Here is a 25,642-nt window from a genome sequence, read left to right as displayed (position 1 = left end):
CGGCGGTCCTGCTGCGCGGTCCCGGCCGCCCTCCTGCGCAGCCCCGGCGTCCTCCTGCGCAGCCCCCACGACCCTCCTGTGCACCCATTCGCGTGTCCTATCGTACAATCGCGTGGCTCCTGCGCGGCCCCGGCAACCCTCCTGCGCATCCATTTTGGTGTCCTATCGTACGATCGCGTGGCTCCTGTGCAGCCCCAGCGCCCCTCTGCGCGCCCAGTTGGTGGCCTGCGTTACCATGGTTCAACGCCTGCGCATGGCTGTCGCCGCTGCTGCGCAGCCTCGGCGTCCGCTCGCGCGGCGCCTCTATCTCTCCTTGCGACCTTGCGACGAGGGCGTCGGTATCGTGCTCTCCTGTGACCCGAAGTCTCGGCGGCGCCGATTTCCTCATTGAGCGACCGCCCCTCTGCTCGGAGGGGCGCTGACCTCGACAAGGAGACATCTCATCGCCATGGCACAGAAGGCACCCACCGCCGCTTCATCCAGGACCAAGAACACCAAGAACACGCGCGCTTCGAGCGACGCCGGAGGCGCGCACCGCTCGTCGGGCGGTGCGCCCGAGTTCACGCTGAGCGCCGAGCGAGAGGCCGAGCTGCTCCGAGAGGCCGAGTCGCTCGGCGATAACACCTCACTCTTTCCAGGCAAGCTCGCTCGACGTGTCATCTGGTCGAGCCGCATTCAGCTCGCCGCCGAGCGCGACGCGGCGGATCTCGTGCGCACTCCGTTCGCCGAGGGCGAGCCCCCGCTCACGCGCGAGGAGATCCGCGGGCTTCGTGAGAAGATCGAGCTCCTGCGCGCCGTGCAATCGCGCTGGCAGGCGGCGCAGCAGCGCCAGGAGCGGGCCGTCGCGGCCTTCCAGGAGCCGGCCGCCGAGGCCGTCCAGATCAAGCAATCGCTCCTCCGCTTCTTCGATCTCCGCTTCAAGAAGAGCCCCGAAGGGCAAAAGCGGCTCATGGCGATCCGGGCGGGGAGCGGCGACGCGGATCTGGTCCAGGACGTCTCCGATCTCCTCTTGCTCTGCTCCGAGCACGCGGAGGCCGTTCAAAAGGCGCCTCGCGGCGAGGCCGCCGCGGCGGACCGCCTCCGCGAGCTCTCGCCGGTGCTCGCGCGCATGCTCGCCGACAAGACGCTCTCTCTCGAGGCGGTGCGCTCGCGCAAGCTCCGCGACGCCGCGTACACCCTCGTCGTGAACGCTGAGCGGAGGCTGCGCGCCGCCGCGGAGTACTGGTACGCGGGCACCGACAAGATGAAGGACTATGCGCCGTTCCCCGTCTCCCGCGGCGCCTACAGCGGAGGAGAAGAGGAGGGGGAGGATGGCGGCGAGTCGGAGGAGGCCGAGCCGGAAGACGGCGAGTCGGAGGCGGGCGAGTCGGGAGACGACGAGCCGAGCGATGACGGGCAATCGCCCTGAGCTCGCGCATCACGATCGCCAGCGCCCTCAGCCGCGCCGTCGTCCTCGGGCTTCACGTTGCGGCTCGTGTCGTGCACGAGGCGATCGGCAGTCGCGCAGCGCACCGAGGGCCTTTGTGCGTCGCTTGTAGAGCGTAGAGAGAGGTAGCCCCGCGCCTTCTGCCACCTGGGCCATCGGGATCCCATCCAGATCGTGTGCCATGAGAACAAAGCGCAGCTGCGGGTCAAGCTCGTTCACCGCGTCGATGGCTGCCGTTCTGATGCTGTCCGCTTCCATCGCAAAGGCGTCCGGCGCTGGATCGGGCACATCGATCAAATCGACCAGCTCCTCCCTGCGGTGCTGCAACCGCTCGCGATAGTGCGCGGCAACGTGTACGGTGATCGCGTTCAACCAGCGTTCAGGCCTGCCGCGCTTCGGATCGAACCTGGGCCAGCTCTCCCAGGCGTTGAGCCAGACTTGGCCTGCGACGTCGGTACGATGGCACAGTGGGACCCCCAGCCTCCGCAGCCAGCGCAGCACGCCATGTACCACCGCCGGGCAAAACAGGCGCGCGTACGCGGCGGCGCGCTCGTCTTCATTCGATAGGTGATCCATGGCTTCACCCTCCCCCGCGGGCAATCGCCCGTAATCTGATGATGCCGCGTCTCCGCACACATGCGGCACCGGCTCGCCATCCGGTCGCACTCTGGAACCTTGAGCCGGCGCAGCCTGTCCCTGAGCATGTAACTGTGTTGCACGATGGCATCGAATAAAACGCGCACCTCGGGTCGCACACCTACGTCCTCCGAATGGGAGGCACGGCTGCGCTCACCCATGGCTCCCTACTCCTGGAAGTGTCGTGTTCAGCGGAGAGCGCTCTGCTTCCTCCCAATCGGACGCGTCGCCGGAGTTCGCCGCCCCTTCGTCGCGCTGTAGCGGGAAGCTCGTCAACGTCCCAGCGCGCCGGGCGAGCTCTGTCCCCGTGGCGGCACGAACAGGGAGCGGCGACCGAAGCCGCAGCTGTGGAGGAGGCGGGAGCTTCGCCCGCGGGCTCCTGGCGGCGAGGTCGGGAGACGGCACCACGGGCGGAGCAACGTCGAGCGCGCGAGGAGGTATCGTCGGCGGGGGCAGCGGCACCGAGCTCGGCGCCGGTGATGATGCCGGACACGCCGAGCTCTCGCGCCTGGTGACGCTGTCGCTCGGGACGGCGGACGTTAGGGAAGGGCTATACCGGACCGATCCAAGTCCACACCTCCGAGAAGAGGCACATGTAGATCGTCGCCTCGCCCATCAACACCACGCTCATCGCCACATCCGGCACTACCTCGTTCCCGATCTCCGGCGGGATCGACTGGTAGTCGGGGTACGTGGCCTCGATCTCCTGGGCGACCTCGCGCGCCACCGGCTCCTCCTCAGGGATACCGGGGAGGTGGATCCCGTAGTATGGCCCGAGCAGGGACACGTGGAAGCTGAGTGCCGTTTCGTCGATGAGCCAGATGCGGGCCGAGTACGCCGGGTCGGCCCCCCCCGAGAACAGGTGGAGCGACTCGTTTTGAAGGCCGTATCGAGCCCCCAGCCTGTCGATCATGGCGTTCCACCTTGGGTACTCCGCTCGCCCGCGGTTTGCGGCTTCCACCAGGCGGCGGTGCTCCTCCGTGTCCTTGTAGACGGGCTCGTTGGGAGGCACGTAGATGCGATCGGTGTTATGCACGCCTCGCGGGTAAAAGCGGTAAACGACGTCGAGCAGCTCGGAGCGAGTTATCATCATGGATTTGTCACCCTAGCGCCGAGTCCCTTGTACTTGGATTTGAACGTCGTCCGCGTCTGGTCGATGAACCTACTACAGAATATCCCCTGCGGGAGATCGTAGTCCATGCGGTTTGCGACCTCCTCCGTGATCTCCTCGCTGAGTCTGGCTGCACGGTCTGCATCGATTTGTCCATAAATCTCAGTCCGAAGCGGCATTTCGATGGAAAAATCACAGGACCAGCTCTTGACCGTATGCGGGATAGTGAGTTTCCTGAAATTCAGTTTGACTCTGGCCACTTGCCACCCACCGCCTGCACCCGTGCCTGGGTCATTGACCGTGGTAACAAACGTGAAGTCCGACGGATCGAAATCTACGTATACCCATGGGGCCATTCCAGGCGGCGGGCACTTCGAGCTACACGCATCGCTACAGCTCAAGAAGGTCGCTCCGTCTCCGGCTATGTCGCCGAATCCGGGGCACGGATCTTGCGGGCTCGTCGGGCTCTCTGTCGGCCTCTCTGAGCTGTCGCTGTCGCTCGGTCGCTCCTCTTTGTCTTCGAGGTCCGACTCGTTGCATGCGATCTTGCGCTCGCCGCCACCTTGGGGGTCGGCCCCGAAGTCACCGGATGCGGCGGAGGTGAAGATGGGGCGTGGCTCCGAGCCTGGACCGGCCCCTGCCCCCGAAGTCCTTTCCTCGACAGGATAGCAGTCGCCGAACGTCCAGTTGCACGCCGCCAGCGCCAAAACCGCGATGACCAAGATCAACAATAGAACTCTTTTCGCGTTCATTTCTCACTCCATCGAAGCACAGGACCAGCAGCGAACACGACGGACATATAGCCCGGAAGCATCAGACTTCCCCGGCCGACCCAATCCACGTTGACGCTCACCGACACCCCCAGCGGTCCGGCGATGTACGCGTTGGTCTGCGCGTGGCCGCCTACGGCCAAGCCACCGACGCGGCCGCACAAGGTGACGCCGCACGCCGGCATGATGTAGAACGCGACAGACGGCCCCGCGCTGACGTTGCCGTCCTTCCACGCGTATCCGATGTCAACCGAGGTTTGGTTGTAGACCCCGAGCCCGTCCTCCTGGATCGGGGGTAGAATCGTGCACAGGTCGTGCACCGTGAACAGGATGTCTCGCTGGATGAGCCACGATATGCCCGCATGCGGCCCTACCGCGAGGTGCGGAATGGTACCGGCCTGGAGCCACCCTAGGCTCACACCGGCGCTCAACTCGGACGCCTCTCCTTGCGTCGGTACGACGACGAGCGGGCTGACGACCAGGACCGCCCATGGGATCCGCCGGCTTCCTGTGCCCATCGTCCCCTTCTCCCCTCTCCGCAACGGACGAGCAACGTGGCGACGCGGGCGGTTCTTCTGATAACAGGGATCCGGCGTCAAACGGATCCAGACGAGAGGACCACAATGGACGCGGATCGTTCCGTCCAGAGCGTGCAGTACTCGCAGCTGCATGCGCGGATCGAGTGCTCGTCCACCTGCTGGCACCGGCTGCCGGTGCAGGTCGCCGTGCGAGCGCGCTGGCTGCCGCGCGGCTTGGGCTGCACGACGTCGTCCGCGATCGCAGCCCGTAGCGCGGCGACGTGAACAGGCAGAGGCGAGAGGGCGCCGACGGTGGCGCGCCTGGAACTCCACGGCGGCGCCGGAGGGCCTGATGGTGGCAAGGTGGAAAGCCGCTCGGAGCTCCACGAGCACCACTCCAGGCCGCGGCGCCGATATCTCGCTCGCGGAGCTCGCCGGCGACGGCCCGGAGCTCGACCAGGTTGATCGCGAGGGCCCCGACTCGCCGGCGTGCAGCTCGACCCGCGGCTGCTCCCCCGCCTGGCGCCGCCCCAAGCGAGCGGCGCCCCCGACGGAGTGCAGGCGGCCTACCGCGTCAGCGACGGCGCCGGAAGCCGAGGACGAGCGCGGCGCCCACGCCGACGAGCACGAGCAAGGCCACGGCGACCCACACCCAATCCCGGGGATCCGAGCTAAAGGAGACGGCCACCGCGCCGCACCCGGGAGAACACGCTCTTTTCATCAGGCACCCATCCTCTCATCAACCGCCGCCTCCGGTCCGCCGGAAGGTGCGGATCCCGCCGCGGTGTTCCTTGACGCCGCGGCCCCGCTATCTGCTCCGGCGCCATGTACGACGCCAGCGTGATCGCGCGCTCGCAGGTGTCCACCTCGACACCTGCGGCCATTCTGCAGGCCGTGGCGGCAGGCCCCGCGCTCGAGGAGCTCGCCGGCGATGGCCTCAAGCTCGACCAGGTGGACCGTGGACGGCGACGTCCCCGAGCTCACGCGGCGCTTCACCTGGAGGAGATGATCCACTGCCGAGGTGTGAGCCGCCCGATCTCCCCCCGCTCGTACCGCCACGGCGGCGCCGCCATGGAGGGGGCGCCGTGTCCCTCGCCCTTCGCGGCGGCTCCAGGTAGACACCGGCGAGGCCGCTGCGTCCGCGAGCTCAGACGTCAAGGCGGAAGGAGGAGCGGAGTGGTGTACAATCAACAATAAAAAGCCAGCCTGTTCATTTCGACTTTACCTCAGATCTCCAAATTGGTCCGGTGGTCAACATCACGACCAGACTTCCAGGAAGAACGCGACTACTGCCGCTAGCCCAGTCCACATGGACGCTGCTGGACACGCCCAAGGGCCCGGCGAAGTACCAGTCGGACTGGGCGCGGCCGCCTGGAGCAACCCCCACCACGCGATCACAGATCACGGCACCACACACCGGCATCGAGTAGATCGCCAGGACGGACCGAGGCTGACGGTGGTTGTCTTCGTGGCATACCCAAGAGTGACTGCCGTTCGATCGTAGACCCCGATACCTGCCCCTGGAACGATGCTGAACATGTTGTGGACTTCGAGCCGGAGGTCCCCCTCGCTGCGCCAGAGCCATCCGGCGAATGGGCTCACGGCAAGCCTGGGTTCGGTCCCGATCTGGATCCCGCCCACGCTCACGCCGCCATGGAACTCGAGTGCCCGGGCCGGCGCCGGAACCACGACGAGCGCACCGACGTAGAGCAAGCCGATCTTGCCGAGCGAGCGCATGGACATGGTGGAAGCCCTGGCCGAGTCGCGACAGGCGATAGGAGAGCGCGCACGATCTTTCTGGGCATGACGTGGGCGTCAAAGAGAAATTCGGCGAGCAGATCCCTATGATCTGGGATCGACGCGTCCCGGACGGCCGCACCGCCGCGGCGAAGGGCTATGTAGCGCTCGCGCCCGCGCTCCTCGTCGTCAGCCGTCGTCGGCGTCCGCTTCGACCGCCGGGCCCCGCCGGGGGGCTGCACCGAACTCGCGCTCGATCTGCTCGTCGCTGGCGCCGCGCCCGAACTCGACCAGGTGGACGGAGAGCGCGCCGCGCTCGCCGATGTCCGTCCGCCTCGACCTCCGCACCCCGCCGTGGGGGCTGCGCCGCGCTCACGCACGAGACCTCCCGCCCCGGGCGTCACAACGCACCGAGCAGGCTCAAGGCTCAAGGCCGCGCCGACGTGCGCCTCGACCTCCGATGGTCCGCGCCGAGCTCGTCCGCGACGATGTGCAACCCGCTGCGCTCAGCTCGAGCTCGGCTTCGGACCGGGGCGAGGTTGACAAGCCGTAGCCGCAGGGACGCAATCCATGCCCTGAATCACAGTTGACGCCGCCCCTCCGCACACGCATCTGGAAAAACTTGGAGGGGGAGCATGCGCCACAGGCTGAAATTGAAGGCGATCCCTGTTCTTATTCCTCTCGGTCTCACGGTGTGGGCATGCAACTACGACGTGGGCGAGTGCTATCTTAGGGGGACGGAAGGCACAGGGGCCGGAGAACCATTCCCACCGGGGTCAGCAGCTACGGGGGACTGGTTCGGGAACGGTGGCGACGTGGGGAGCGGCGCCACTGAAGAGATGGCTGGTTGCACTCCAGATAGGTCATGCACAGACATGTACGTCGACTGTCAGGACAAAGGCTATCCGTGTAACCGAATTGTCGATGGCGGCAAATCTCTTTGCGCAGTCTGTCGGCGCGACTGTCAGCTCAAAAAAGATACACGTACGACGAGTGCTATCGGTGTGGGTTTGAATGAACACGACGATTCAGAAGTCCATTCGGGATGCAACGCATGTTGCCTTCGACACACCGACAACAGAGCGCCTGGTACGACTCGGCGCGGGCAATGCGGTGCGTGCGTCGGACTGCCTTATTATCGGACCGAGTCGAATGGATGCCATGGAGCATGCCCGGGCGCGTGAGGCATGGTGGTCTTCGTCCGAAGAGTGGGATCGGCTCTATTCATCGGATATCCGCTGGGATCTGCCCGTTGTCCTGTGGGTGTCACCGAGTCTCCACGAGCGAGTTAACCTCTGGAGGGTCTGTAGCTGGTTGCGTCACCTAGGGATCGCGCGTCACAATGTCTTTATCGTCGATTTTGATCCAGTACACCGCTCAAGGATCCCCGAGGAGCCGCTGCCTCCGTTCGACTGCTCCGCATCGGTGTCTGATCATCCTGACGAGGTTCTTCTGGAGCGCCTCGACAAGGCGCGCCCCTGGCCACGGGAACGCTACGATCGTGCCGTCCGCCTCTGGGAGAGGTACGTCGATACGAATCCATTGCCTTTCGTCGAAAGGTGCACACGTGGCGTCAAAGGGTTCCCAGAGCTCCCTCCCTTGTGGGCGCTTCTCTCTTCCTTCTTTCCAAGAAGGACCACGAGAGGAGCCATACGCCTCAGTCGATTCGACGAGCTCATATTGGCTCTTCTGTCGACGGAGTGGCAGACTCCGTTGGCCGTGTGCGGCCAAAAATCGCAATTGGGCGCCGAGTTGTGGGAGTTCCTCGACTGCACGGGCGATCTGTTCCTACCACGCCGGCTGGAGCAATGGGCAGATCACGATTCGAGTGCGGTTGTGGAGCGGGCGACGGGACCGAAGCCGGCTGATGGCTACCCGATGCTATCGCTGGTCTATCGGCTCACCGATCGTGGCATGAAGCTCCGAGAAGGACTCGATCGGCTCGCGGATGCACCAAGCCTGCCGATTGCCGGGACCGAGGCGTATTCGACGTCATCTCCATGGGTGGTGCTCGATGATGGACGGCTAGCTCGGTTGTGATGGCCAGTCTGCACCGTCCGCTGACAACGGAACGCCCCTCAGGTTGAGTGTTCGTCAACCAAGTGGTCAGCTAGGTCAACGCGGGCCGCCGGAGGGGAAGCCGGGCCGAAACCCCTCTCGAGTGGCTCATCCGCGGCGATGGGGGGCCCGCGCTCAGCTGAGGTCGGGCGGCGACGGCCCTGAACTCGCCGGCGCCACCTCGACGCCGCGGCCGCGCTGCCGCGCTGCCGCGCTGTCTGCTCCGGCGCCATGGGCCCTCGACGCGGCGGCGATTCGATCGGCATCGCCTACCTCGACGAGGATCGGCTCACGCTGGAGGGGCTCACGGTCGAGCTCGGGCCGCCGGGCAAGGGCGGCATCAGCTGGAACTCCGATGGCACGCTGGTGAGGGGGCCGAGCGGCGAGGCCCACGAGACGCTTCTCTTCGCCGAAGCCGAATAGCCGCGGTCACGTCCGGGGGGAGTATCCGTCCTGTAGACCCCATCCTCGGGGGGGGACGGCGTGGAACTCCACGCCAGCTAGCGCGCGATTGCGCCCCGCCTGCGAGGCGCAATCGCTTGTCAGCCGCCTGGCAGCGGTGCCGCCATCGAGGCGTTGAGCATGCCAATTGGTGAAGATTTCTCGAGGATCGCCCTTCGAGGAGCGGTGGCCCTCGGTAGGAGAGCTGAGCGCGCTCCATGCTTGTGCCGAGGCAGTGCTGCGTGGAGGGCGGTTCGTGCGGCTCGATCAGGATGGGGAGCACGACAAGGGCGCCGGCGAGGCCAGGTTCGAGGCGAAGCGGCGGGGACTGCTCATGGCGGAGTTCGACGGGTTCAGTGTGCAAGCTGCGGTACGGATCGAGAGCTGGGACGATGAGGGGCGGGAGCGGCTCGTCTTCCTGGCTGTGACTTCGAGCAGACCGTCGAAGTTGTCGTTGGCCGAGCCCTCGGGTGCTCCATCACGGCGCGCACACCTCGGCGGCCGCGCGCACGCTCGGCACCGCAGGCGCACGCGTCAGCGCGAGGACCTCGTCGACCGACCACTGATCGCCCGCGTGCTCGCCGTACTTGCTCGCAAGCACGCAACCGTCGGGCGCGACGAGGAAGTCGGCCGGGAGCCCGAAGCGACCGCCGGTCGGGATCCGCGCGGGCGGCCGCTCGCGTCCGCGCAGGATCGCGATCGCGCTCCGCGCCACCGAGTGGACGATGGTGGGCCACACGCGCGGATCGAACACCGAGAGGAGCGACGGCTCGGCGCCGAGCTCCGCGTACAGCCGCTTCTCGGGATCGGGCACCACAGCGAAGGGGAGCCCGCCGGCGTGGAGCCGGAGCTCGTCGGCGCTCGAGTGGAACACGACCACCTCGCGGATCCCGGCCGCTGCGATCTCGTCGTGACGGACGGTGATCGAGCGGAGGTGGAGGTTGCACACCGGACAGCCCGCGAAGCGACGGAGCTGGAGGTGCACGATCCGCGTGGGATCGGGGATGCGGATCCGCTCGCCGTGGACGCCCACGAGCTCGCGCGCGCCGAGCACGGCCCCGGGCGCGAGCCTCGTGACACGGCGGCGCAGGTCGCTGATCAGGCCGAGGGCCGCGATCGCGGTGATCGCCGCGGGGACGATCTGCCCGACACCGGTGATCTCGAAGAAGGCATCGCTGGGGAGCTCGTAGGTGGGCGGCGGGAACATCCGGAGGAGCAGGTCGCGAGGCGCGCCCGCGAAGAAGAGGACGTTCTTCGCGAGGTGGTTGTATGCGCCCTCGAAGAGCCCGATCGACGTCACCGGGAACGCGAGGGCGAGCGCCGCGAGCGAGCCCCCGGAGATGCGGCCGGCGCGCGTGCCCGGGCTCCGCCGGTACCCCGCGTACGCCAGCGCGATGGGGATGCAGAGCGCGAGCGCGACGGCGGCGCCGTGGAGGCGCCACGGCGTCGCGTACCGAACGCCGCCGTAGACGTGGTGGATCGCGGTCGCGACGAGCGTCGTGATCGCTCCGATGGTGACCGCCCGGGCGCGCGGGCTGGGAGAGGTGGCGTCGACGTTCACGGTGCTCATGCAGGGCACCGTGGCTCGTGCGCGCGGCGCAAACCATCGCCGAAGGCGAACAACTTTCGTGCATGATACGCATCAATCGAGGTGCGACATGGACCGGCTCGCAGCGATCGAAGCGTTCGTCGAGGCCGCGGAGCTCGGGAGCTTCACGCTCGCCGCGCGCCGGCTGCGCGTCACGCCGTCCGCGGTCAGCCGCCGCATCACGCAGCTCGAGGGCGAGGTCGGCGTGCGGCTCTTCCACCGCACCACGCGCGCGGTGACGCTCTCCGACGAAGGGCGCGCGTTCTTCGAGCGCGCCCGCGCCGCGCTGCGCGAGCTCGACGACGCGCAGCGCGCCACCTCGGGTCTGCGCGATCGACCGGCCGGGCTCCTCCGCGTGGAGGCGCCGACGGTGATCGGTCGTCACGTGATCGTGCCGGTGCTCGCGCGCTTCGCCGAGCGCTACCCCGACGTCGACGTCGAGCTCGTGCTGCGCGACGACCCGGCCGATCTCGCGTCGGAGCGGATCGACGTCGCGGTCCGGCTGGGCGTGCTGCCGGACTCGGGTCTGATCGCACGCCCGGTCGGCCGCTCTCGGATGCTCGTCTGCGGCGCGCCCGGCTACCTGCGCGAGCACGGCCGGCCTCGCACGGTCGACGACCTCGAGCGCCACGTGCGCCTCGGGTATGCGGCGCACGGCCGGCTCATCCCGTGGCGCCTCCGCGACGGCGTGAAGGTGCGCGAGATCGCGCCCACGCGGCGCATCGTCGTCGACGACGGCGAGGCGCTGATCGAGCTGGCGATCGAGGGCGCCGGCATCGCGTGGCTCTGCGACTTCATGCTGGCGCGCGCGGGCAAGGCGCGGAAGCTCGTCGAAGTGCTCCCGGACACCGCGTGCGAGGCGGTCGCGATCTCGGTCGTATCGCTCCCGACCCGCCACGTCCTGCCGAAGGTGCGCGCCTTCACCGATCACCTCCGCCGCGCCCTCGCGCCCGACGGCGCGGCGAAGCGGCGCTCTACGCGATGATCCGGCGACCAGGTGAGCGGTGAGCGCGGTTCGGCGACCTGGGTCGTCTGGGTAGCAACGCACGCTGCATTCGGAGAGGGACGCTCCGCTTGCTACGGTAGGGGCATGCGCTCCTGGCTCCTCCTCCTTGCGTTGAGTGTTTCAGCGGCCTGCGGATCCTCGAATCTCAGCGGTGAAACGACAAGCGGCGCTGGCGCAGCGGGCGGCTCCGACGGCGCGGGCGCGGCGGGCGGCGCGGGCGCGGCGGGCGGTTCCAGCGGCGCGGGCATGACGCCCAGCTCCAGCGGCGCCGGCGGGTCGGGCGGCGCGGGCGCGGCGGGTGGTTCCGGCAGCGCGGGCGGCGCGTGGTCCTGCACGACGCCGGCCGCATGTCAGCCCCTCGTGTGCCCTACCGACAGCGAGGAGCTGCTCATGCTGGACGGCACGGCGTGTCCGGAGCACGTCGGCCTCGAGTGCCCCAAGGCGCCCGGCTGCACCTCCGTGCGCTGCACGTGCGCGCTGAATCCGGAGACGGGAACCGCCTTGTGGCAATGCCTCACGCTCCCCTGCTGAATGAGCAGCGATGCCCCATGGAGTCATCGGCGGCTCAAGGAGCACGCGAATCGTCGCAAGCGCGTCTATCAACTCCTCCTTGCGGAGGACTCCATCCGTCTCCACCACGCAGTAAAAAGCGCGCGCCGCCGAGGCAGGCGGCGGAGAGAGCCCGAGGCGGGCGGCGCAAGTCGAGTGTCTCCGGTGGCGACGTAGATCGAGACGCGGCCCGGGATCATCGCACGCCTCCGAGTGCGCGAACGACGCGCGCCAGCGTATCCTCGTCGAACGTCGGTCGACCGCCACATCTACCCGATCGCCGGCCACGTCCCCGTCGCGGCCTTCACGCTTGATGACGCCGAGCGTGTCATGCGTGCACTCCCGCCGATGTCCCCCGCGTCACGCCGCCACATCGCGCAGCTTCTCCACCGGCTCATGGCGATGGCCGTCTTCCCGTGCCGTCTCCTCGCGACCAACCCGCTCCCCCGCGGCTTCCTCCCGAAGCTCGGCCCCGCGAAGGCGAAGGCCTGTCTCTACCCCGACGGGGACGCGCGCCTGCTGGCGTGCTCCGCGATCCCGCTGTGCTGGCGCGTCCTCTGGGGCTTTCTGAACCGCGAGGGCCCGCGCATCAGCGAGGCAGCGCGCCTCCAGGTGCAGGACGTCGACCGCGACCGCGGCGCGCTGCGCCTCGAGAAGAACAAGACGAACGACCCGCGCGCTTGGGCACCGCAGGTCCGCGCCCACGACACGCGCTCAACCTTCATCACGGTCGCCCTGGCGAACGGCCGCAGCGAGACCTGGGTGGCCGACAGAACTGGCCATCGATCGAGCGTGATGATCCAGAGATACCGCCGAGCCGCCAGGACGTTTGCAGAGCTGGGCCTTGGCGAGCTAGCTTCCCTCGCCCAGGCGATCCCCGAGCTCGCCGGAAACGGCACAGGAAACCGCACAGAAGAGGGAGAACGCGGGTCCCAAAAAGTAAAAATCAAAGTAATATCAACGTCTTGGCCCCGTGGCGAAATGGCAGACGCGGTGGATTTAAAATCCGCGGCCCTCGCGGGCGTCCCGGTTCGAGTCCGGGCGGGGCTACCTCGTAAGTGCGGCGCGCCGAGCTGGCGGGCGATGATGCGATCTGGAGCCGCGGTACCCCCATCGACCGGGAGCCGCCTGCTCGATTGAGCTTCAACCCGCACCGGCACCCCGGCACCTCACACCCTCCGCAGTTGCCCGATGTTGCGCAGCGCGCTTCGTGGTGTGGGGAACCGGGCGGGAGCGTCGGGGCGACCTCGCGCCCAGCGGTGGCTCACCTGTGCTGCTGGCCGCCTCGAACGGGACCAGGTCGCGCACCGCGCCTCGTGGCGCCGACGTGCCCGGGACGCCCCATGCCCGTCACGGTCTGATGGGAGCTTGCGATGGTCCGGCGGGAGCCCGATGGGACGCGGCGCGCAGCCACCCTCGTGTCTTCTGGGCTCGACAAGCCGAGTGGATTCGAGTAATGGGAGCGCCACTCCATGGATCTGGACATCGACTGTTTGCGTGAGGCGAAGGTAGAGAACGTAGAACGTCTCGCGCACGCTCTGGGCGTCAAGCTGCCCGAGCACAAGCGCCACGACAGGCGCGCCTACAACCGTGAGCTCATCCGCGTGGTGATGCAGGGCATCCGGCGCGACGCCGAGCGGTCGCGTGGCCGCAGGTTCTTCGGTCGCAGCTGACGATTCCAGCCCCACAGTAGGCCACGGAAGGACGCTGGCCGACACTGTCCCTCTCCCTCTCCCGCTCCTGGCAAGACGGCAGTTCTCCGCACCGATCGGAGAATCGCGCTCCGGGAGTTTGATCCTTCTCGAAAGCGGCCCCCAGCGGCCTATCGCCCCCCACCTCCGGCGGTCACCGCCCCGCGACCCACCGCCTCCCCAGCCGCCTACCGCCCCTGCGGCTTGCTCCTCAGCGTCAGCCGGCTCCCCGTGACCCGGCTCCGTGCCGCCATCAGGAGCGGCGCCGCGGGTGTGAGCGGATCCACCAGGTCGTTCACCTGGAGCATCGCTCTGTCCGCCACCTTCCACGCCGCCGACAGACCCGACGCCCCCTGCTGGGGCGACCCGGCCAGATCCAGCGCCCGGCTCAGCTCCTTGCCCACCTGCGCGATGCGAGCGAGCTCCTCCCGCGACGACCCCCCCTCCTTCGCCGCCGCGTAGATCGTCCGCACCACCCCGAGCAGATCCCGCACGGCATCGAAGGGAAACGGCGGGACGCTGACCGGAATCGGCACTGAGCCAATGTACAGCAACTCGCCCCGCAATGGACCGATCGCATTCCCTTATCTCGCGTAAGATTTCCTCTAAATCGTCTCAGATGTAACTTCAGTAACAGAAATAATCAGTTGAGCGGCCCCACCGCCTCCTCCACCGCGGCGATGAGCGCACCGCTCTGGATGAGCTCCGCGGCCGCCGCGATGTCGCGGTAGAGGGGGCGGTCCTCGGTGAGCCCGGGGACCACGCGGCGGATGGCGGCGTGGGCGGCGGCGACGCCCGCGCTGGGGCGGAGCGGGAGCCGCTGGTCCACGCCCTGGGCCGCCGTGATGAGCTCGATCGCCAGCGAGCTCCGGACGTTCTCGATCACCTGCGCGAGCTTTCGGGCGCTGATGCTGCCCATGCTCACGTGGTCCTCGCGGCCGGCGCTCGAGGGGATCGAGTCGACGCTCGCCGGGTGGCAGAGCACCTTGTTCTCGCTCACCAGCGAGGCGCTCGCCACCTGGGCGATCATGAACCCCGAGTGCAGCCCGCTGTGCGGCGCCAGGAACGGCGTGAGCCCGGTCGAGAGCGCGGGGTTGACCAGCTGCTCGACCCGCCGCTCGCTGATGTTCGCGAGCTCCGCCGCCGCCATCGCGGCGAGATCCAGGGCGAGCGCGACCGGCTGCCCGTGGAAGTTGCCGCCCGAGATCAGCTCGGCGCCGCCATCCGCCCCATCCCCGAGGAACACCGTGGGGTTGTCCGTGACGCTGTTGACCTCGCGGGTCAGCACCTCGGCGGCCCAGGCGACCGCGTCGCGCGTCGCGCCGTGGACCTGGGGCATGCAGCGGAGCGAGTAGGCGTCCTGCACCCTGGGGCAGTCCGCGTGGCTCTGCATGATCTCGCTGCCCCCGAGCAGCGCGCGCAGGTTGCCGGCCGTGCCGGCCTGACCCGGGTGCGGGCGGACGCGCATCAGCCGCTCGTCGAACGGGCGCTTCGAGCCCATCAGCGCCTCGAGGCTCACCGCGCCGGCGATGTCCGCGACCGTGCACAGCGCGGCCGCGTCCCGCAGCGCCAGCGCGCCGAGCGCGGTCATGTACTGGGTCCCGTTGATCAGCGCGAGCCCCTCCTTCGCCGCCAGCTCGATCGGCGCGAGGCCGGCCTTCGCGAGCGCCACCGCGCTCGGCAGGAGCTGCCCCTCGAAGCGCGCCTCCCCCTCGCCGATGAGCGTCAGCGCGAGGTGCGCGAGCGGCGCCAGATCGCCCGACGCGCCGACCGACCCCTGCGCTGGGATGCGCGGGCTCACGCGGCGCTCGAGCAGGGCGGCGAGCAGATCGAGCACCTCCGTGCGCACCCCCGAGTGCCCCAGCGCGATCACCTGCGCGCGCAGGACGATCATGGCGCGCACCTCGGCCTCGCCGAGCTCCGGCCCGACCCCGCAGGCGTGGCTCCGCACGAGGTTGCGCTGGAGCGCCCGGATGTCGTGATCCGCGATGCGCGTCTCCGCGAGCGCGCCGAAGCCGGTGTTGATCCCGTACACCGCCGGCGCAGCGTCGCCCGCCGCCGCGATCGCGTCGATCGCCCGGCGCGAGGCCGCCGCCCGCTCGCGCGCCTCGGCGCAGATCGCCACCGGACGACCGCGCCGCGCGACCTCCTCGAGATCCGCGAGCGAGAGCGATCGGCCGAGGAGCAACGGACGTGACGGATCTGACGGAGGTGACGAAGGCGGCGAAGAAGGAGAACCAGCGGCGGCGCTCGGCGTGGAAAGGGTCACGAAGGCGCACGCTAGAGCGGCGGATGCCCCGCGAAAAGCCAGCTGCTCGCCGTTGGCGGAAGAATCCAGTGCCCCGCGGGGATCGATCCGCCTATCCTTCGGGCGCGCGTTCCCGGCCGGGCGCTGGTGAGCGGCTGCTTGCTTCCGATGCGCTTCGCCTTTGTCACCCTCGCCCCCCTTGCGTTTGCTGTCGCGCTCGCCTCGCCGAGCGCCGCTCAGCCCGTCGAAGGAGCGAGCACCGAGCAAGCCTCGCCGAGCGGCGCTCAGCCCGCCGAGGGAGCGAGCTCCGGGCAAGGCTCGCCGAGCGGCGCTCAGCCCGCCGAGGGGGAGAGCGCAGGGCGAGGTTCTCCGCCGGCCGCGCCGGCCGCGCCGGCCATCGACGACTTCGAGGAGCGGCTCGTGCTCGACACCGGCCGCAAGCCGCCGCCCCCGCCGGATCCCACCCGGTCGACGTTCTCGCTGCAGGGCGAGTACCAGCTCCGCTACCGCGCCATGAGCGATCTGCCGCTCCGGGCGCCGCCCCTGTCGGCGCCGGGCGCGGCGACGCTCGGGCAGAGCCAGTACATCGCCCACTGGCTGCGCCTCTCGCCGCGCTTCCACTTCAAGGACAAGGCCTCGATCGTGGCGCAGATCGACGTCGTCCGGGGGCTCATCGCCGGGGACACCACGCGCGACGTCGAGCAGGTGCGCGACGCGCGCGCCGCCCTCGCGTGGTACGAGGTGCACCCGCGCACCCTCTACCTGGAGCTGCCGTGGGCGCTCGGCGTCGTCCGGGTGGGCCAGCAGAGCGCGCACTGGGGGATGGGGCTCGTCGTCAACGACGGCGAGCGCGCGAGCGTCTTCGGCGACCACGAGCGCGGATCGCTCATGGAACGCGTCCTCTTCGCGGCCACGCCGATGGGGAAGGGCGGGCCGCTCCACGTGACCGTCGCGGCCGACCTCGTGTTCGAGGACAACGCGGCCGACCTGCTCGGAAACGACGTCGAGGGGCAGGACGAAGGCGAGGGCGATCGCGCCGTCCAGGCGGTCGTGTCCGCGCTCTGGCGAGAGCGGTACGGCGAGATCGGGATCTACGGCGCCATGCGGCGGCAGGCGCGCGAGCGCCGCGCGAAGACGAGCTCGGCCCGGTTCAACGAGGTGCTCACGGCCGGCATCCTCGACGTGGCAGGCAAATTCAACGCGCCCGTGCCGGGGGGCGGCGCCCACATCTACGGCGAGCTCGAGGCCGCGGTGATCCTCGGGTCGGCGTCGTTCGCTCCGAGCGGGCCCCCGCCGCCTTCCGGCCACGGGTTCGGGCGCTCGCCCGTGGTGGTGCGCTCGGTCGGCGGCGCGGCGACGCTCGGCGCGGTGCACGTCGCGGGCCGCGGGGGGCGGCCAGGCGGGCGGTGGGGGCGCGTCGTCACGGAGATCGAGGCCGGCTACGCCTCGGGCGACGACGACCCGACGGACGGCGTCTCGCGGCGCTTCACCTTCGACCCGAGCCACAACGTCGGGCTCCTCCTGTTCGACGAGGTGCTCGCCTGGAAGACCGCGCGCGCCGCCACGATCGCCGAGCGGGAGCTCTTCGCCGCGTCCCCCGAGCCAGGCATCAGGTCGCTGCCGTCCAAGGGAGGCGTGCCCGGCGCCGCCTACGTGAACCCGCGCATCCTCGTGCGGCCGGCGCGCTGGCTCGACCTCAAGGCGGGCGCGGTCATCGCCGAGGCGACCTCGGATCTGGTCGATCCTTACGGCGCCCCGCGGGCGGGCGGCAGCCTGGCCAACTACGACGGCGGCGACAGCCGCCGCCGCGATCTCGGCGTCGAGCTGGACCTCGGCGTCGACGCGCGCATCGCGATGGGCAGGCTCGTCACCCTCCAGTTCGGCACCGAGGCCGGGGTCCTGTTCCCGGGCGGCGCCTTCGACGACGCCGCGGGCGCCGAGCTCCCCGATCAGTACCTGCTCACGCTCAAGCTGGGCGTGATCCACTGAGCTGGCCAGGGCGCGCCGGGCCCTCGGTCGAGCTCGCGCGTGACACAGCAGACGAGGGCCGCCCAGGGTGCTAGAGGGCGGTTGCGAGGGCCGCCCGCCCGCGCGCAGCAGCGGGCGCCCCTGGCAGACAGCAGGGAGAAACGATGCGCAAACGACTCGCGCTGAGCCACCTTCCGACACCGATCCAGCGCCCGCAGCGGCTCGCCGAGGCGCTCGGCGTCGACCTCTACGTGAAGCGCGACGACATGACGGCGGGCGCGGAGGCCGGCAACAAGATCCGCAAGCTCGAGTACCTGCTCGCCGCCGCGCGGGAGGAGGGCGCAGGCTGCGTGATCACCTGCGGCGGCCTCCAGTCGAACCACGCGCGCGCGACCGCGCTGGTGAGCGCCTCGCTCGGCCTGCGCTCGGTGCTGTTCCTGCGCACGAGCGATCCGTCGGCGGCCGCGCCGCTCGAGGGCAACGTGCTGCTCGACCGGCTCGCCGGCGCGGAGATCCGGCTGATCTCGCCCGAGGCGTACAGGGACCGCGGCGCCCTGATGGCCGAGGCGGCCGCCGAGATCCGCGCGGCGGGCGGCCGGCCGTACGTGATCCCCGAGGGCGGCTCGAACGGCCTCGGCGCGCTCGGCTACGTGCGCGCGATGGAGGAGATCCGGAAGCAGCTCGATCTCGGCCTCGCGGGGGGCAAGCCGTTCGACGTCATCGTGCACGCGTGCGGCTCGGGCGGGACGGCGGCGGGCACGGCGCTCGGCGCGGCCCGCTACGAGGTCGCCGGCGAGGTGCGCTCGATGGCGGTCTGCGAGGACAGGGCGACGTTCGCGCGGATCGTGGTCGGGATCATGGACGACGCGCGCGCGCTCGAGCCGCGCCTCGGCTCGCCCGCCCACCTCGTGATCGACGACTCGGCGAAGGGCCCTGCCTACGGGGTGTCCACGCCGGAGCAGCGAGCGCGGATCCTCCAGGTGGCGCGGCTGTCGGGTCTCGTCCTCGACCCCGTGTACACGGGCAAGGCGTTCTCCGGGCTCTGGGACCTGGCCGAGCGAGGCGAGCTCTCGGGCAAGCGGGTGCTGTTCCTGCACACCGGCGGTCTCCCCGGCCTCCTCGCTCAAGGGGCGACCTTCGCCGACGCCCTCTAGAACAGAGCAGAGCCCTCAGGGCGCGCCGCGCCACCACGCGTCGGCCATCGACGCGTCTTCCAGGGTGTCGATCTCCATGTAGCCGCCGTGGGTGTCGAGCTTGTGGAGGTCGGCGCCGGACTCGATCATGTGCTGGAGCAGATCGATGAGGTAGGCCCGCTGGAACGTGCGGCCCTCGCGGAACTCCGGCCGCTCCGAGAAGGCCTCGCGCGCGGCGTCGAAGGCGGCCAGGAACTGCCCGGCGCCCCGCGCCGAGAGCTTCATCACCCCGATGAACTCGCCGGTCGCGGACTCCGGAGGGATGCGGCGCGAGATCTGAAGGACGCGATCCCCCCCGGCGCCGCCGGCGCGGAGCTTCTCGGCGTCGGTCTCGGGGTGCTGCGAGCGGCCCACGTAGCGGCGCCGCCAGTCCGTGTCGCAGGCGAGCGCGATGTCGTGCGGAGAGCGGACCAGCCCCGCCACGATCTCGGGCCGGTAGACGATGTCGGCGTACGTCGAGACGAAGCCGCCCTCGAGGTGCTCGCGCGCGCAGAGGAGCGAGAGAAGGATGTTGTTCTGCTCCCAGTCGCGGTTCTCGACGTACGTCAGATCCGGGTAGGCGGCCCGGATGACGTCGGCCTTGTAGCCGCAGACGAACACGATATCCGACCGCCGGAAGCCGCCCGCGGCGAGCGCCTCGAGGATGCCGTCGAGCATCGGGCGCCCAAGGATCGGGACCAGCGTCTTCGGCAGCTCTTCGGTCAGGTGACGCAGCCGGCTGCCCCGGCCCGCCCCGATGATCACGGCCTTCACGACACCGCTGTTACCATGAACGGACTCGATCAATCACGGACAATCACAGAGAATCACGGGGAATCCCGCGGACATAGAAGCGACCCGCGGCCGCGCGGACCCGGCGCCCGTTACGGAATCGTGACCGTGAGCTGACCCCCTGCCGCGCGTCACCGGGTTAGGACGCGAACATGGAGATCGCGATCGTCCTCATCGCCCACTCTACGCTCTCGGTCTTTTTCCAGACCTTCTTCCTGCACCGGTACGCCTCGCATCGGATGTTCACGATGTCGAAGCCATGGGAGCGGATTTTCCACTTCCTCACGTACCTCACGCAGGGCTCGTCGTACCTCGTGCCCTGGGTTTACGCGATCTTGCACCGCATGCACCACGCGTACAGCGACACGCCGAAGGATCCTCACTCGCCGCGGTACTACTCGAATGTTGTCCGGATGATGCTGGACACCGCGCACCGCTACGACGCGATCTACGACCGCACGGCCGACGTGGAGCCGCGCTTCCTCGGCGGCTACCCCGAGTGGCCCACGCTCGACCGCATCGGCAACGCGTGGATCGGCCGGCTCGCGTGGGGCACCGGCTACGTGCTCTTCTACGTGGCCTTCGCCTCGCACTGGTGGCAGTTCCTGTTCCTCCCGCTCCACTGGACCATGGGCCCGCTGCACGGGGCGATCGTGAACTGGTGCGGCCACCGCTACGGCTACCGCAACTTCAACAGCGACGACGACTCCCGCAACACGCTGGTCCTCGACTTCGTGACGCTCGGCGAGCTCTTCCAGAACAACCACCACAAGTACGCGATGAGCCCGAACTTCGCGGTGCGATGGTTCGAGATCGACCCCGCGTATCAGGTCATCCGCGTGCTTGCCTGGGTGGGGATCATCCGGATGTCCGACAAGCGCCAGGTCGCCCGGCTGGAGCCCGAGGTCGCGCAGGCCGAAGGGTAGGGATGACTGGCCGCCGGCCGCGCGCGCAGCGCGGCCGGCCGTGAAGCGCGGCGCGCGGAGCCGAGGCCCCGCGCGCAACGGCTCACGCGAACAGCTGCCGGAACGCGCCGGGGACGTCCTTCGGACCGATCTGCTCCTTGCGCTTGTTGAACTCCGGCAGACACGCCTGGTAGGCCGCGTCCACCCGCAGATCGCTCCCGTCCCAGCTCGGACGCCAGATCTCCATCGTCTCGCCCGCGAGATCGATGACGTCCTTGAACTGCCCGCGCTCCTTCAAGATCTGCGTGCTGAGCCCGTACATCAGCAGCCCGCCGGGGATCGCCCCGAGCGCCGTCGTGGCCAGGGCCGGATAGCAGATGCGCGCCGTCTTCGCCCCGAACCGCTCCCGGATCTCCGCCATCGTCTTGCGCTGGAGGATCTTCGCGCCGGCGAGCGGGCCCATCGCGTAGACCGGATCGTCGCTCGGGTAGTCGTAGTCGCAGAAGGACACCACGCTCTCGCCCTTCGCGATGAGCCCCGCCGCGGCGAGCGGCTCGACCCACAAGAGCGACGACGTGCCCATGAACTTGTTGGTCCGCTCGATGTCCGCCTCGTTCGCGACGTCCACCTCGACGAGGCCGAGCTTGCGGATGTTCTCCGGGCGCGAGAAATCAGGGATCTGGAGCACCGGATCGAACGCGACGTCGAGGTCCTTCACCTTCGTCGGCCCGTGCTCCGCGTACCGCTTCATCGCGCCGGCCGCGATGCCGTTCACGAGGTGCACCGCCCGATACCGCTCCTTCAGCGCGGCGACGACCTCGTCGATCACCTGCGGCCTCGTGGCGTCGTTGTTCCAGAAGCGCGCGGTGAGCCCCTCGGCCTCCGCCGCGTCCGAGATCGCCTTCACGTGGTGCGGGCCGATCTGCATCTTCTCGCTGTCGAAGTGCACGGCGAAGACCGCGGCCCGCTCCCCGAAGAGCAGCTGCAGGGCGAGCGCCCGGGTCATGCCGTTCGAGCCGCCCAGGATCAGCACCGCCGTGTCCGGCGCGATGCGCGCGCCCGCCGGGCTGATACGGGCGCGGTGCGCCGCGAGCTGCTCGGTCGCCACGCGCGCGCCGTGCTCGGCCAGCGAGCCCACGAGCGCGCGGCGATCGAGGCCGCCGAGAGGAAGCTTCTTGAAGGTCTCTAGGTCATCCATCACGTCCGGGGTCTTACCGTCTCCAGCGCTCGGCGTCACGACTGGACAGCTGCAGGCCGTCCGAGCGCTCCCTGGGCGGCGCTCGAAGGGAAGCCCCGCCTCCGTCCGAGCCGTGATAGATAGATCGCGTGAAGACGGTTCTTGTCACTGGCGGCAGCGGGTTTATCGGGCGCGGTCTCGTGAAGGATCTGCTCGCGCGGGGTGATCGGGTGACGGTGCTGACGCGCGACGTGGCGCGGACGCAGGCGGCGCTGCCCGGGGCGCGCGTCGTGTCGTGGAGCTCGGACGCCCCGGGGCCGTGGTTCGAGGAGGTCGACGGCGTGGACGCGGTCGTTCACCTCGCGGGCGAGACCATCGTCAAGCGGTGGACCGAGGAGGCGCGGCGCGAGATCCTGAGGAGCCGCGTCGACACGACCCGCCTCATGGGCGAGGCGATCGGCAAGGCCAAGCGCAAGCCCAGCGCGTTCCTCTGCGCGTCCGCCGTGGGCTACTACGGCCCGCAGCCGGGCGACAAGGTGCTCGACGAGGACGCGGCGCCCGGCGAGGGCTTCCTCGCCGACGTCGTCGTCCGCTGGGAAGAGGCGGCCCGCGCCGTCGAGGAGCAGCACGGCGTCCGCTCGGTGCAGCTGCGCATCGGCGTCGTGATCGGCGAGGGCGGCGGCGCGCTCGACAAGATGATCGCCCCCTTCCGGTTCTTCCTGGGCGGGCCCGTCGGCGACGGCAAGCAGGTCATCTCGTGGATCCACCGCGACGACGTCGTGGGGATGACCCTGCTCGCCCTGGACAACGACGCGGTGCGCGGCCCCTTCAACATGACCGCGCCGCACGCGCAGACCGGCGACGAGGTCGCGCAGGCGATCGGCGCGGTGCTCCACCGGCCGTCGTGGCTCCGCGTGCCCGAGGCCGTGGTGAAGCTTGGGATGGGCGACGCGGCCGAGATCGTCACCACCGGGCAGCGCGTCTACCCCAGGCGGGCGGAAGAGCTCGGATACCAGTTCCGCTACGCCCGCATCGTGCCCGCGCTCGAGTCGATCCTCCGCAGCTGAGCGCCCGCGCGCGGGCCGAGCTCTCGCCGCCCTGCGCCCGGGCGCGGCCGCGCTCCGGCCGCCGTCGGAGCGGCGCGCGCTGGCGGGCAGCTGGGCGCCGCGGCACGGCGCCCAGCTGCTGCGCACACGAGACAAGAGCCGCCGGTGGCGCGCTGAGAAGTCGACCTCTGTCGAGCAGCGCACCATCGGGAGCCCGGACGGCGGTTTCCCAGCGCTCCCCCAAGCGCTCCGTCCGCTTCCATGCTTACGTCATCGCGCTCCGAGAATCTCTCGGGATGAGTTGGATTGGCGCGTGCAGGGTATCCCGACTGGATGTCGACGTGCACCCTCCAGAAGCGCCGCGAGAACCAAACTCGTTAGGGGAATCCCCTTGCCGCAGCGCACAATCGCGGGGTTGCTCGTCTGAGGCTCGTCCGAGGTGCGGTTTTTGGTGCGTGTGAGAGAGGGGAGGAGGCAGGCGCAGTCTGCGCTCGCTGCCCGGACAGCGGATCACCCCCGAGCTGCTCCGTTGTGGTTCGTCGTGGGCCTCGGCGCGGCTAGCGGGCGCGCGGTCGTGCAGGCGCGTGGTCGTGCAGGCGCGCTCAGGGGCTGAGGCCACGACTCTGGAGGATCTCTCGCACCACCGCCTGCGCGGAGCCTGTCAGCTCGGAGAGCGAGCCGCGGGCGAGCTCCACGAACTTCATGCCGCGCACGCGCTTGAGCGCCTCGACGGCCACGGCGCGCTCCTCGGCGCCGTCGTGCTGGAGGATGCCGAGGAGCATCTCGCCGGCCTCGAGGGTGTCGATCTTCGCGATCGCCCGCACGGCGCTGGCGCGCACGGCGGCGGCCTGCGACTCGCGGTAGATGCGGGCGAGCGGATCGAAGGCGTGGGCGAAGCGGAGCTCTTCCAGCGCGCGGGCGGCCTCGTGGACCACGGTGGGGTCGGGATCCACGAGCGCGTCGCGGATGGTGATGAACGTGCGCTTGTAGAGGAAGTGGGAGAGCGCGCGGACGACGGCCACCCGGATCTTCGGCTCGGCGCGGCGGAACAGGCGCTCGAGCGGCGAGAGGATCGTGTAGAGCTCGACCGTCGCGAGCTGCTCCGCGAGGCTGATGAGCTGCTGCGCGGGGGTGGCCTCGGGCGTCGCGCCCTCGACGGCGAGCGCGGTGAGCCGGGCGAGCATGGCGCGGCGGCGGGTGACCTCGGACCACTGCGCCGGGTCGAGCACGATGTCGCCGCACGCCTGGGCGGCGCTGCCGGCTTGCTCCCACTCGACGAGGTCGATGTGCCAGACGTCGGGGAAGCCGAGCTCGTGGCGGAGGTGCGCCGGCAGCGGAGCGGCGTCGATCGGCAGGTCCTGCGCGTTCACGTAGCGGCGGCCGGCGCGGGCGTAGTGCTTCTTCCGGGTCTCCTCGAGCGGCAGCTGCGTGAGCGCGCGGTAGACGCCGCCCACCTTGCTGTACTGCCCCGCTTCGCCGAGCGCGATCACGGCGGCGAGCAGCGCGTTCTCGGCGATCTCGGGGGGGGCGGCGCGCTTCTGCGAGACGGCGGACACCTCTTGCCACAGGCGGGCCTGCGCGAGCACGGCGAAGTTGGCGACGGCGGCGAGCCCCTCTTTCCGGGCGTACGCGGCCATCTCGCGGGCGAGCGTGGCGGCGGCGGAGATCTCGCCCTGCTTCTCGGCCGCGGCGACGGCCTCCTCGTAGGACTGGAGCGCGTAGTAGCGCAGGTGGTCCTCGCGCAGGATGCGGATGACGTTCACGTAGCCCTCGAGGACGTGCTCGAAGGCGCGGCTCTCGCGCCCGACGGCGATGAGGACCTGGTAGCAGTCGAAGGCGCGCTCGCGCTGGCCGATGGTCTCGTACCTGTCGGCGGCCTCCTCGAGCAGGTGGACGGAGGCGAAGACGGCCTCGCGCGCCGCCGCGGCGTCGCCCGTGCGGAGCGAGGTGCGGGCGAGGTTGAAGCGGGCGAGGCCGGCGGCGTAGAGGTCGCTGCCCGACGAGGAGAGCAGCTGGGCGAGGCGCGACCAGAGGGCGCGGGCGCGGGCGAAGTCCTGGCCGCGCTCGCGGGCGATGGCGGCCTGCGCGACGAGGCCGGCGGCCTCGTACTCGTCGGCGGCGCGGCCGTAGAGCCGCTTCTGCCGCTCGGGGTCCTGCTCGCGCTCGGCCCAGGCGAGCACGGTGCGCGCGCGGTCGATGGGCGGGACCTTGGCGATGAGCGGGCGCTGGCTCTGCTCGTTGCCGCCGTACCAGGAGACGGTGAGCGCGCTCCGCGCGTCGCCCAGCCGGACCAGCACGTCGCGGAGCTCGTCCGTCATGGCGACGTACTCCTCCTCGCGGGCGATGGTGTGCTGGAGGGCGCTGAAGAGCGCGTCGCGCGCGCGCGTGAGATCGCTCCTGGCCAGCGCGGAGCGGGCCTCGTCGCGGAGCTCGTGCAGGGGGCGGACGCCTTGGGTCATGCCGGGAGCGAGCGTAGTACACCGGCCCTGGCCGAGGGAGCGGCCGGCGCGTGCGCGGGCGACGTCGCCGGCCCGGCCGCCGGCGGCGCGGGGCGCGAGGGCGTGGCGTGTGGGGCGAGGGCTGAGGCATCCCCTCAAATTCTTCGGAAAATTCACAAGGAGACGGGGAGGCGGGGAGGGAAATCTTCAAATTACTCCCTGTCTCCCCGCCTCCTTGTTCAATTTCCCCGCTGAAAAGGGCTGCAAAATGAGGGGATTCCTCAGGGGCGCGGGGATGGAGTAGCCGTCAAATGGTGCATCGCGGGCTCGGCGTGAGGCGGCCCGCGGAAGCGTCAGAACCGGGC

Annotated in this window: 25 protein-coding genes and 1 tRNA gene; 12 read left to right on the top strand and 14 right to left on the bottom strand. The window is 69.8% G+C overall.

Annotation, left to right across the window (positions count from 1 at the left end):
- Positions 1-448 precede the first annotated feature (448 nt).
- Positions 449-1,408 (top strand): ATPase, encoded by a 960-nt coding sequence (locus tag WMF39_RS33080; protein WP_437740465.1) that lies wholly within the window; start codon positions 449-451, stop codon positions 1,406-1,408.
- A 27-nt stretch (positions 1,409-1,435) separates the two neighbouring features.
- Here the strand turns inward: WMF39_RS33080 and WMF39_RS33075 are convergent, their stop codons facing one another.
- The 4 genes from WMF39_RS33075 to WMF39_RS33060 all read right to left on the bottom strand — a co-directional run bounded on the left by WMF39_RS33075 (position 1,436) and on the right by WMF39_RS33060 (position 4,461).
- Positions 1,436-2,002, bottom strand: coding sequence for a sigma-70 family RNA polymerase sigma factor (locus WMF39_RS33075; protein ID WP_437740464.1), 567 nt, complete (start codon positions 2,000-2,002; stop codon positions 1,436-1,438).
- Positions 2,003-2,612: 610 nt separating this feature from the next.
- Entirely contained in the window at positions 2,613-3,155 is a 543-nt protein-coding gene (locus WMF39_RS33070) for a hypothetical protein (protein WP_437740463.1), read from the bottom strand.
- A complete protein-coding gene (locus WMF39_RS33065) occupies positions 3,152-3,925 on the bottom strand; it encodes a hypothetical protein (RefSeq protein WP_437740462.1) in 774 nt (257 codons plus the stop codon). The genes WMF39_RS33070 and WMF39_RS33065 overlap by 4 nt, the downstream gene beginning before the upstream one ends.
- Positions 3,922-4,461: a hypothetical protein gene (locus WMF39_RS33060; protein WP_437740461.1), complete on the bottom strand. Its 540-nt coding sequence runs from the start codon at positions 4,459-4,461 to the stop codon at positions 3,922-3,924. The genes WMF39_RS33065 and WMF39_RS33060 overlap by 4 nt, the downstream gene beginning before the upstream one ends.
- Positions 4,462-4,566: 105 nt before the next feature.
- Here WMF39_RS33060 and WMF39_RS33055 point away from each other — a divergent pair, with 105 nt between their 5' ends.
- Complete coding sequence (locus tag WMF39_RS33055) at positions 4,567-4,746, top strand: hypothetical protein (RefSeq protein ID WP_437740460.1); 180 nt, start codon at positions 4,567-4,569, stop codon at positions 4,744-4,746.
- Positions 4,747-5,035: 289 nt separating this feature from the next.
- Here the strand turns inward: WMF39_RS33055 and WMF39_RS33050 are convergent, their stop codons facing one another.
- From WMF39_RS33050 to WMF39_RS33040, 3 genes are all read right to left on the bottom strand, one after another.
- Positions 5,036-5,182: a hypothetical protein gene (locus WMF39_RS33050; protein WP_437740459.1), complete on the bottom strand. Its 147-nt coding sequence runs from the start codon at positions 5,180-5,182 to the stop codon at positions 5,036-5,038.
- 680 nt (positions 5,183-5,862) lie between these two features.
- On the bottom strand, positions 5,863-6,204 hold the full coding sequence (locus WMF39_RS33045; protein WP_437740458.1) for a hypothetical protein: 342 nt from the start codon (positions 6,202-6,204) through the stop codon (positions 5,863-5,865).
- Between the two features lie 183 nt (positions 6,205-6,387).
- Positions 6,388-6,546 (bottom strand): hypothetical protein, encoded by a 159-nt coding sequence (locus WMF39_RS33040; RefSeq protein ID WP_437740457.1) that lies wholly within the window; start codon positions 6,544-6,546, stop codon positions 6,388-6,390.
- 666 nt (positions 6,547-7,212) lie between these two features.
- Between WMF39_RS33040 and WMF39_RS33035 the strand changes: the two genes are divergently transcribed.
- Positions 7,213-8,238, top strand: a complete 1,026-nt coding sequence (locus WMF39_RS33035; RefSeq protein ID WP_437740456.1) for a hypothetical protein — start codon at positions 7,213-7,215, stop codon at positions 8,236-8,238.
- Positions 8,239-8,487: 249 nt separating this feature from the next.
- The gene (locus WMF39_RS33030) at positions 8,488-8,679 is read left to right on the top strand and encodes a hypothetical protein (RefSeq protein ID WP_437740455.1); all 192 of its coding nucleotides are present in this window, start codon (positions 8,488-8,490) and stop codon (positions 8,677-8,679) included.
- A gap of 496 nt (positions 8,680-9,175) precedes the next feature.
- Here the strand turns inward: WMF39_RS33030 and WMF39_RS33025 are convergent, their stop codons facing one another.
- A complete protein-coding gene (locus WMF39_RS33025; protein WP_437740454.1) occupies positions 9,176-10,267 on the bottom strand; it encodes a peroxiredoxin-like family protein in 1,092 nt (363 codons plus the stop codon).
- 88 nt (positions 10,268-10,355) lie between these two features.
- Between WMF39_RS33025 and WMF39_RS33020 the strand changes: the two genes are divergently transcribed.
- Together WMF39_RS33020 and WMF39_RS33015 are read left to right on the top strand one after the other, a co-directional pair.
- A complete protein-coding gene (locus WMF39_RS33020) occupies positions 10,356-11,270 on the top strand; it encodes a LysR substrate-binding domain-containing protein (protein ID WP_437740453.1) in 915 nt (304 codons plus the stop codon).
- A gap of 105 nt (positions 11,271-11,375) precedes the next feature.
- Positions 11,376-11,822, top strand: a complete 447-nt coding sequence (locus WMF39_RS33015; protein WP_437740452.1) for a hypothetical protein — start codon at positions 11,376-11,378, stop codon at positions 11,820-11,822.
- Between the two features lie 378 nt (positions 11,823-12,200).
- Here WMF39_RS33015 and WMF39_RS33010 read toward each other — a convergent pair whose 3' ends face one another.
- Complete coding sequence (locus WMF39_RS33010) at positions 12,201-12,545, bottom strand: hypothetical protein (RefSeq protein ID WP_437740451.1); 345 nt, start codon at positions 12,543-12,545, stop codon at positions 12,201-12,203.
- 262 nt (positions 12,546-12,807) lie between these two features.
- Between WMF39_RS33010 and WMF39_RS33005 the strand changes: the two genes are divergently transcribed.
- Positions 12,808-12,890 (top strand) — tRNA-Leu (locus tag WMF39_RS33005).
- 422 nt (positions 12,891-13,312) lie between these two features.
- Positions 13,313-13,513, top strand: a complete 201-nt coding sequence (locus WMF39_RS33000) for a hypothetical protein (RefSeq protein ID WP_272095040.1) — start codon at positions 13,313-13,315, stop codon at positions 13,511-13,513.
- A gap of 206 nt (positions 13,514-13,719) precedes the next feature.
- Here WMF39_RS33000 and WMF39_RS32995 read toward each other — a convergent pair whose 3' ends face one another.
- Together WMF39_RS32995 and hutH are read right to left on the bottom strand one after the other, a co-directional pair.
- Entirely contained in the window at positions 13,720-14,067 is a 348-nt protein-coding gene (locus WMF39_RS32995; RefSeq protein WP_231864341.1) for a hypothetical protein, read from the bottom strand.
- 107 nt (positions 14,068-14,174) lie between these two features.
- Positions 14,175-15,719, bottom strand: a complete 1,545-nt coding sequence (hutH, locus tag WMF39_RS32990) for a histidine ammonia-lyase (protein ID WP_437740450.1) — start codon at positions 15,717-15,719, stop codon at positions 14,175-14,177.
- Positions 15,720-15,947: 228 nt separating this feature from the next.
- On the opposite strand from hutH, the gene WMF39_RS32985 reads away from it, so the two are divergent.
- Positions 15,948-17,768 (top strand): hypothetical protein, encoded by a 1,821-nt coding sequence (locus WMF39_RS32985; protein ID WP_437740449.1) that lies wholly within the window; start codon positions 15,948-15,950, stop codon positions 17,766-17,768.
- Between the two features lie 143 nt (positions 17,769-17,911).
- Positions 17,912-18,901, top strand: coding sequence for a D-cysteine desulfhydrase family protein (locus WMF39_RS32980; RefSeq protein ID WP_012238709.1), 990 nt, complete (start codon positions 17,912-17,914; stop codon positions 18,899-18,901).
- Between the two features lie 15 nt (positions 18,902-18,916).
- On the opposite strand, the gene WMF39_RS32975 is transcribed toward WMF39_RS32980, so the two are convergent.
- The gene (locus WMF39_RS32975; RefSeq protein ID WP_437740448.1) at positions 18,917-19,693 is read right to left on the bottom strand and encodes an NTP transferase domain-containing protein; all 777 of its coding nucleotides are present in this window, start codon (positions 19,691-19,693) and stop codon (positions 18,917-18,919) included.
- A gap of 170 nt (positions 19,694-19,863) precedes the next feature.
- Here WMF39_RS32975 and WMF39_RS32970 point away from each other — a divergent pair, with 170 nt between their 5' ends.
- Positions 19,864-20,637 carry an acyl-CoA desaturase gene (locus tag WMF39_RS32970; protein ID WP_437740447.1) on the top strand — a complete coding sequence of 258 codons (774 nt, stop codon included), beginning with the start codon at positions 19,864-19,866 and terminating at the stop codon, positions 20,635-20,637.
- An 82-nt stretch (positions 20,638-20,719) separates the two neighbouring features.
- Here WMF39_RS32970 and WMF39_RS32965 read toward each other — a convergent pair whose 3' ends face one another.
- Positions 20,720-21,814: a hypothetical protein gene (locus WMF39_RS32965; protein ID WP_437740446.1), complete on the bottom strand. Its 1,095-nt coding sequence runs from the start codon at positions 21,812-21,814 to the stop codon at positions 20,720-20,722.
- Positions 21,815-21,942: 128 nt separating this feature from the next.
- Here WMF39_RS32965 and WMF39_RS32960 point away from each other — a divergent pair, with 128 nt between their 5' ends.
- The gene (locus tag WMF39_RS32960) at positions 21,943-22,860 is read left to right on the top strand and encodes a TIGR01777 family oxidoreductase (RefSeq protein WP_437740445.1); all 918 of its coding nucleotides are present in this window, start codon (positions 21,943-21,945) and stop codon (positions 22,858-22,860) included.
- A gap of 581 nt (positions 22,861-23,441) precedes the next feature.
- On the opposite strand, the gene WMF39_RS32955 is transcribed toward WMF39_RS32960, so the two are convergent.
- Positions 23,442-25,298, bottom strand: coding sequence for a HEAT repeat domain-containing protein (locus WMF39_RS32955; RefSeq protein WP_437740444.1), 1,857 nt, complete (start codon positions 25,296-25,298; stop codon positions 23,442-23,444).
- Positions 25,299-25,642: the final 344 nt, after the last annotated feature.

Source organism: Sorangium sp. So ce1504 (assembly GCF_051521635.1).
Taxonomy (GTDB): Bacteria; Myxococcota_A; Polyangia; order Polyangiales; family Polyangiaceae; genus Sorangium; species Sorangium cellulosum_B.
The sequence above is the reverse complement of the archived record's forward strand: the minus strand, read 5'-3'. Positions and strand labels throughout refer to the sequence as shown.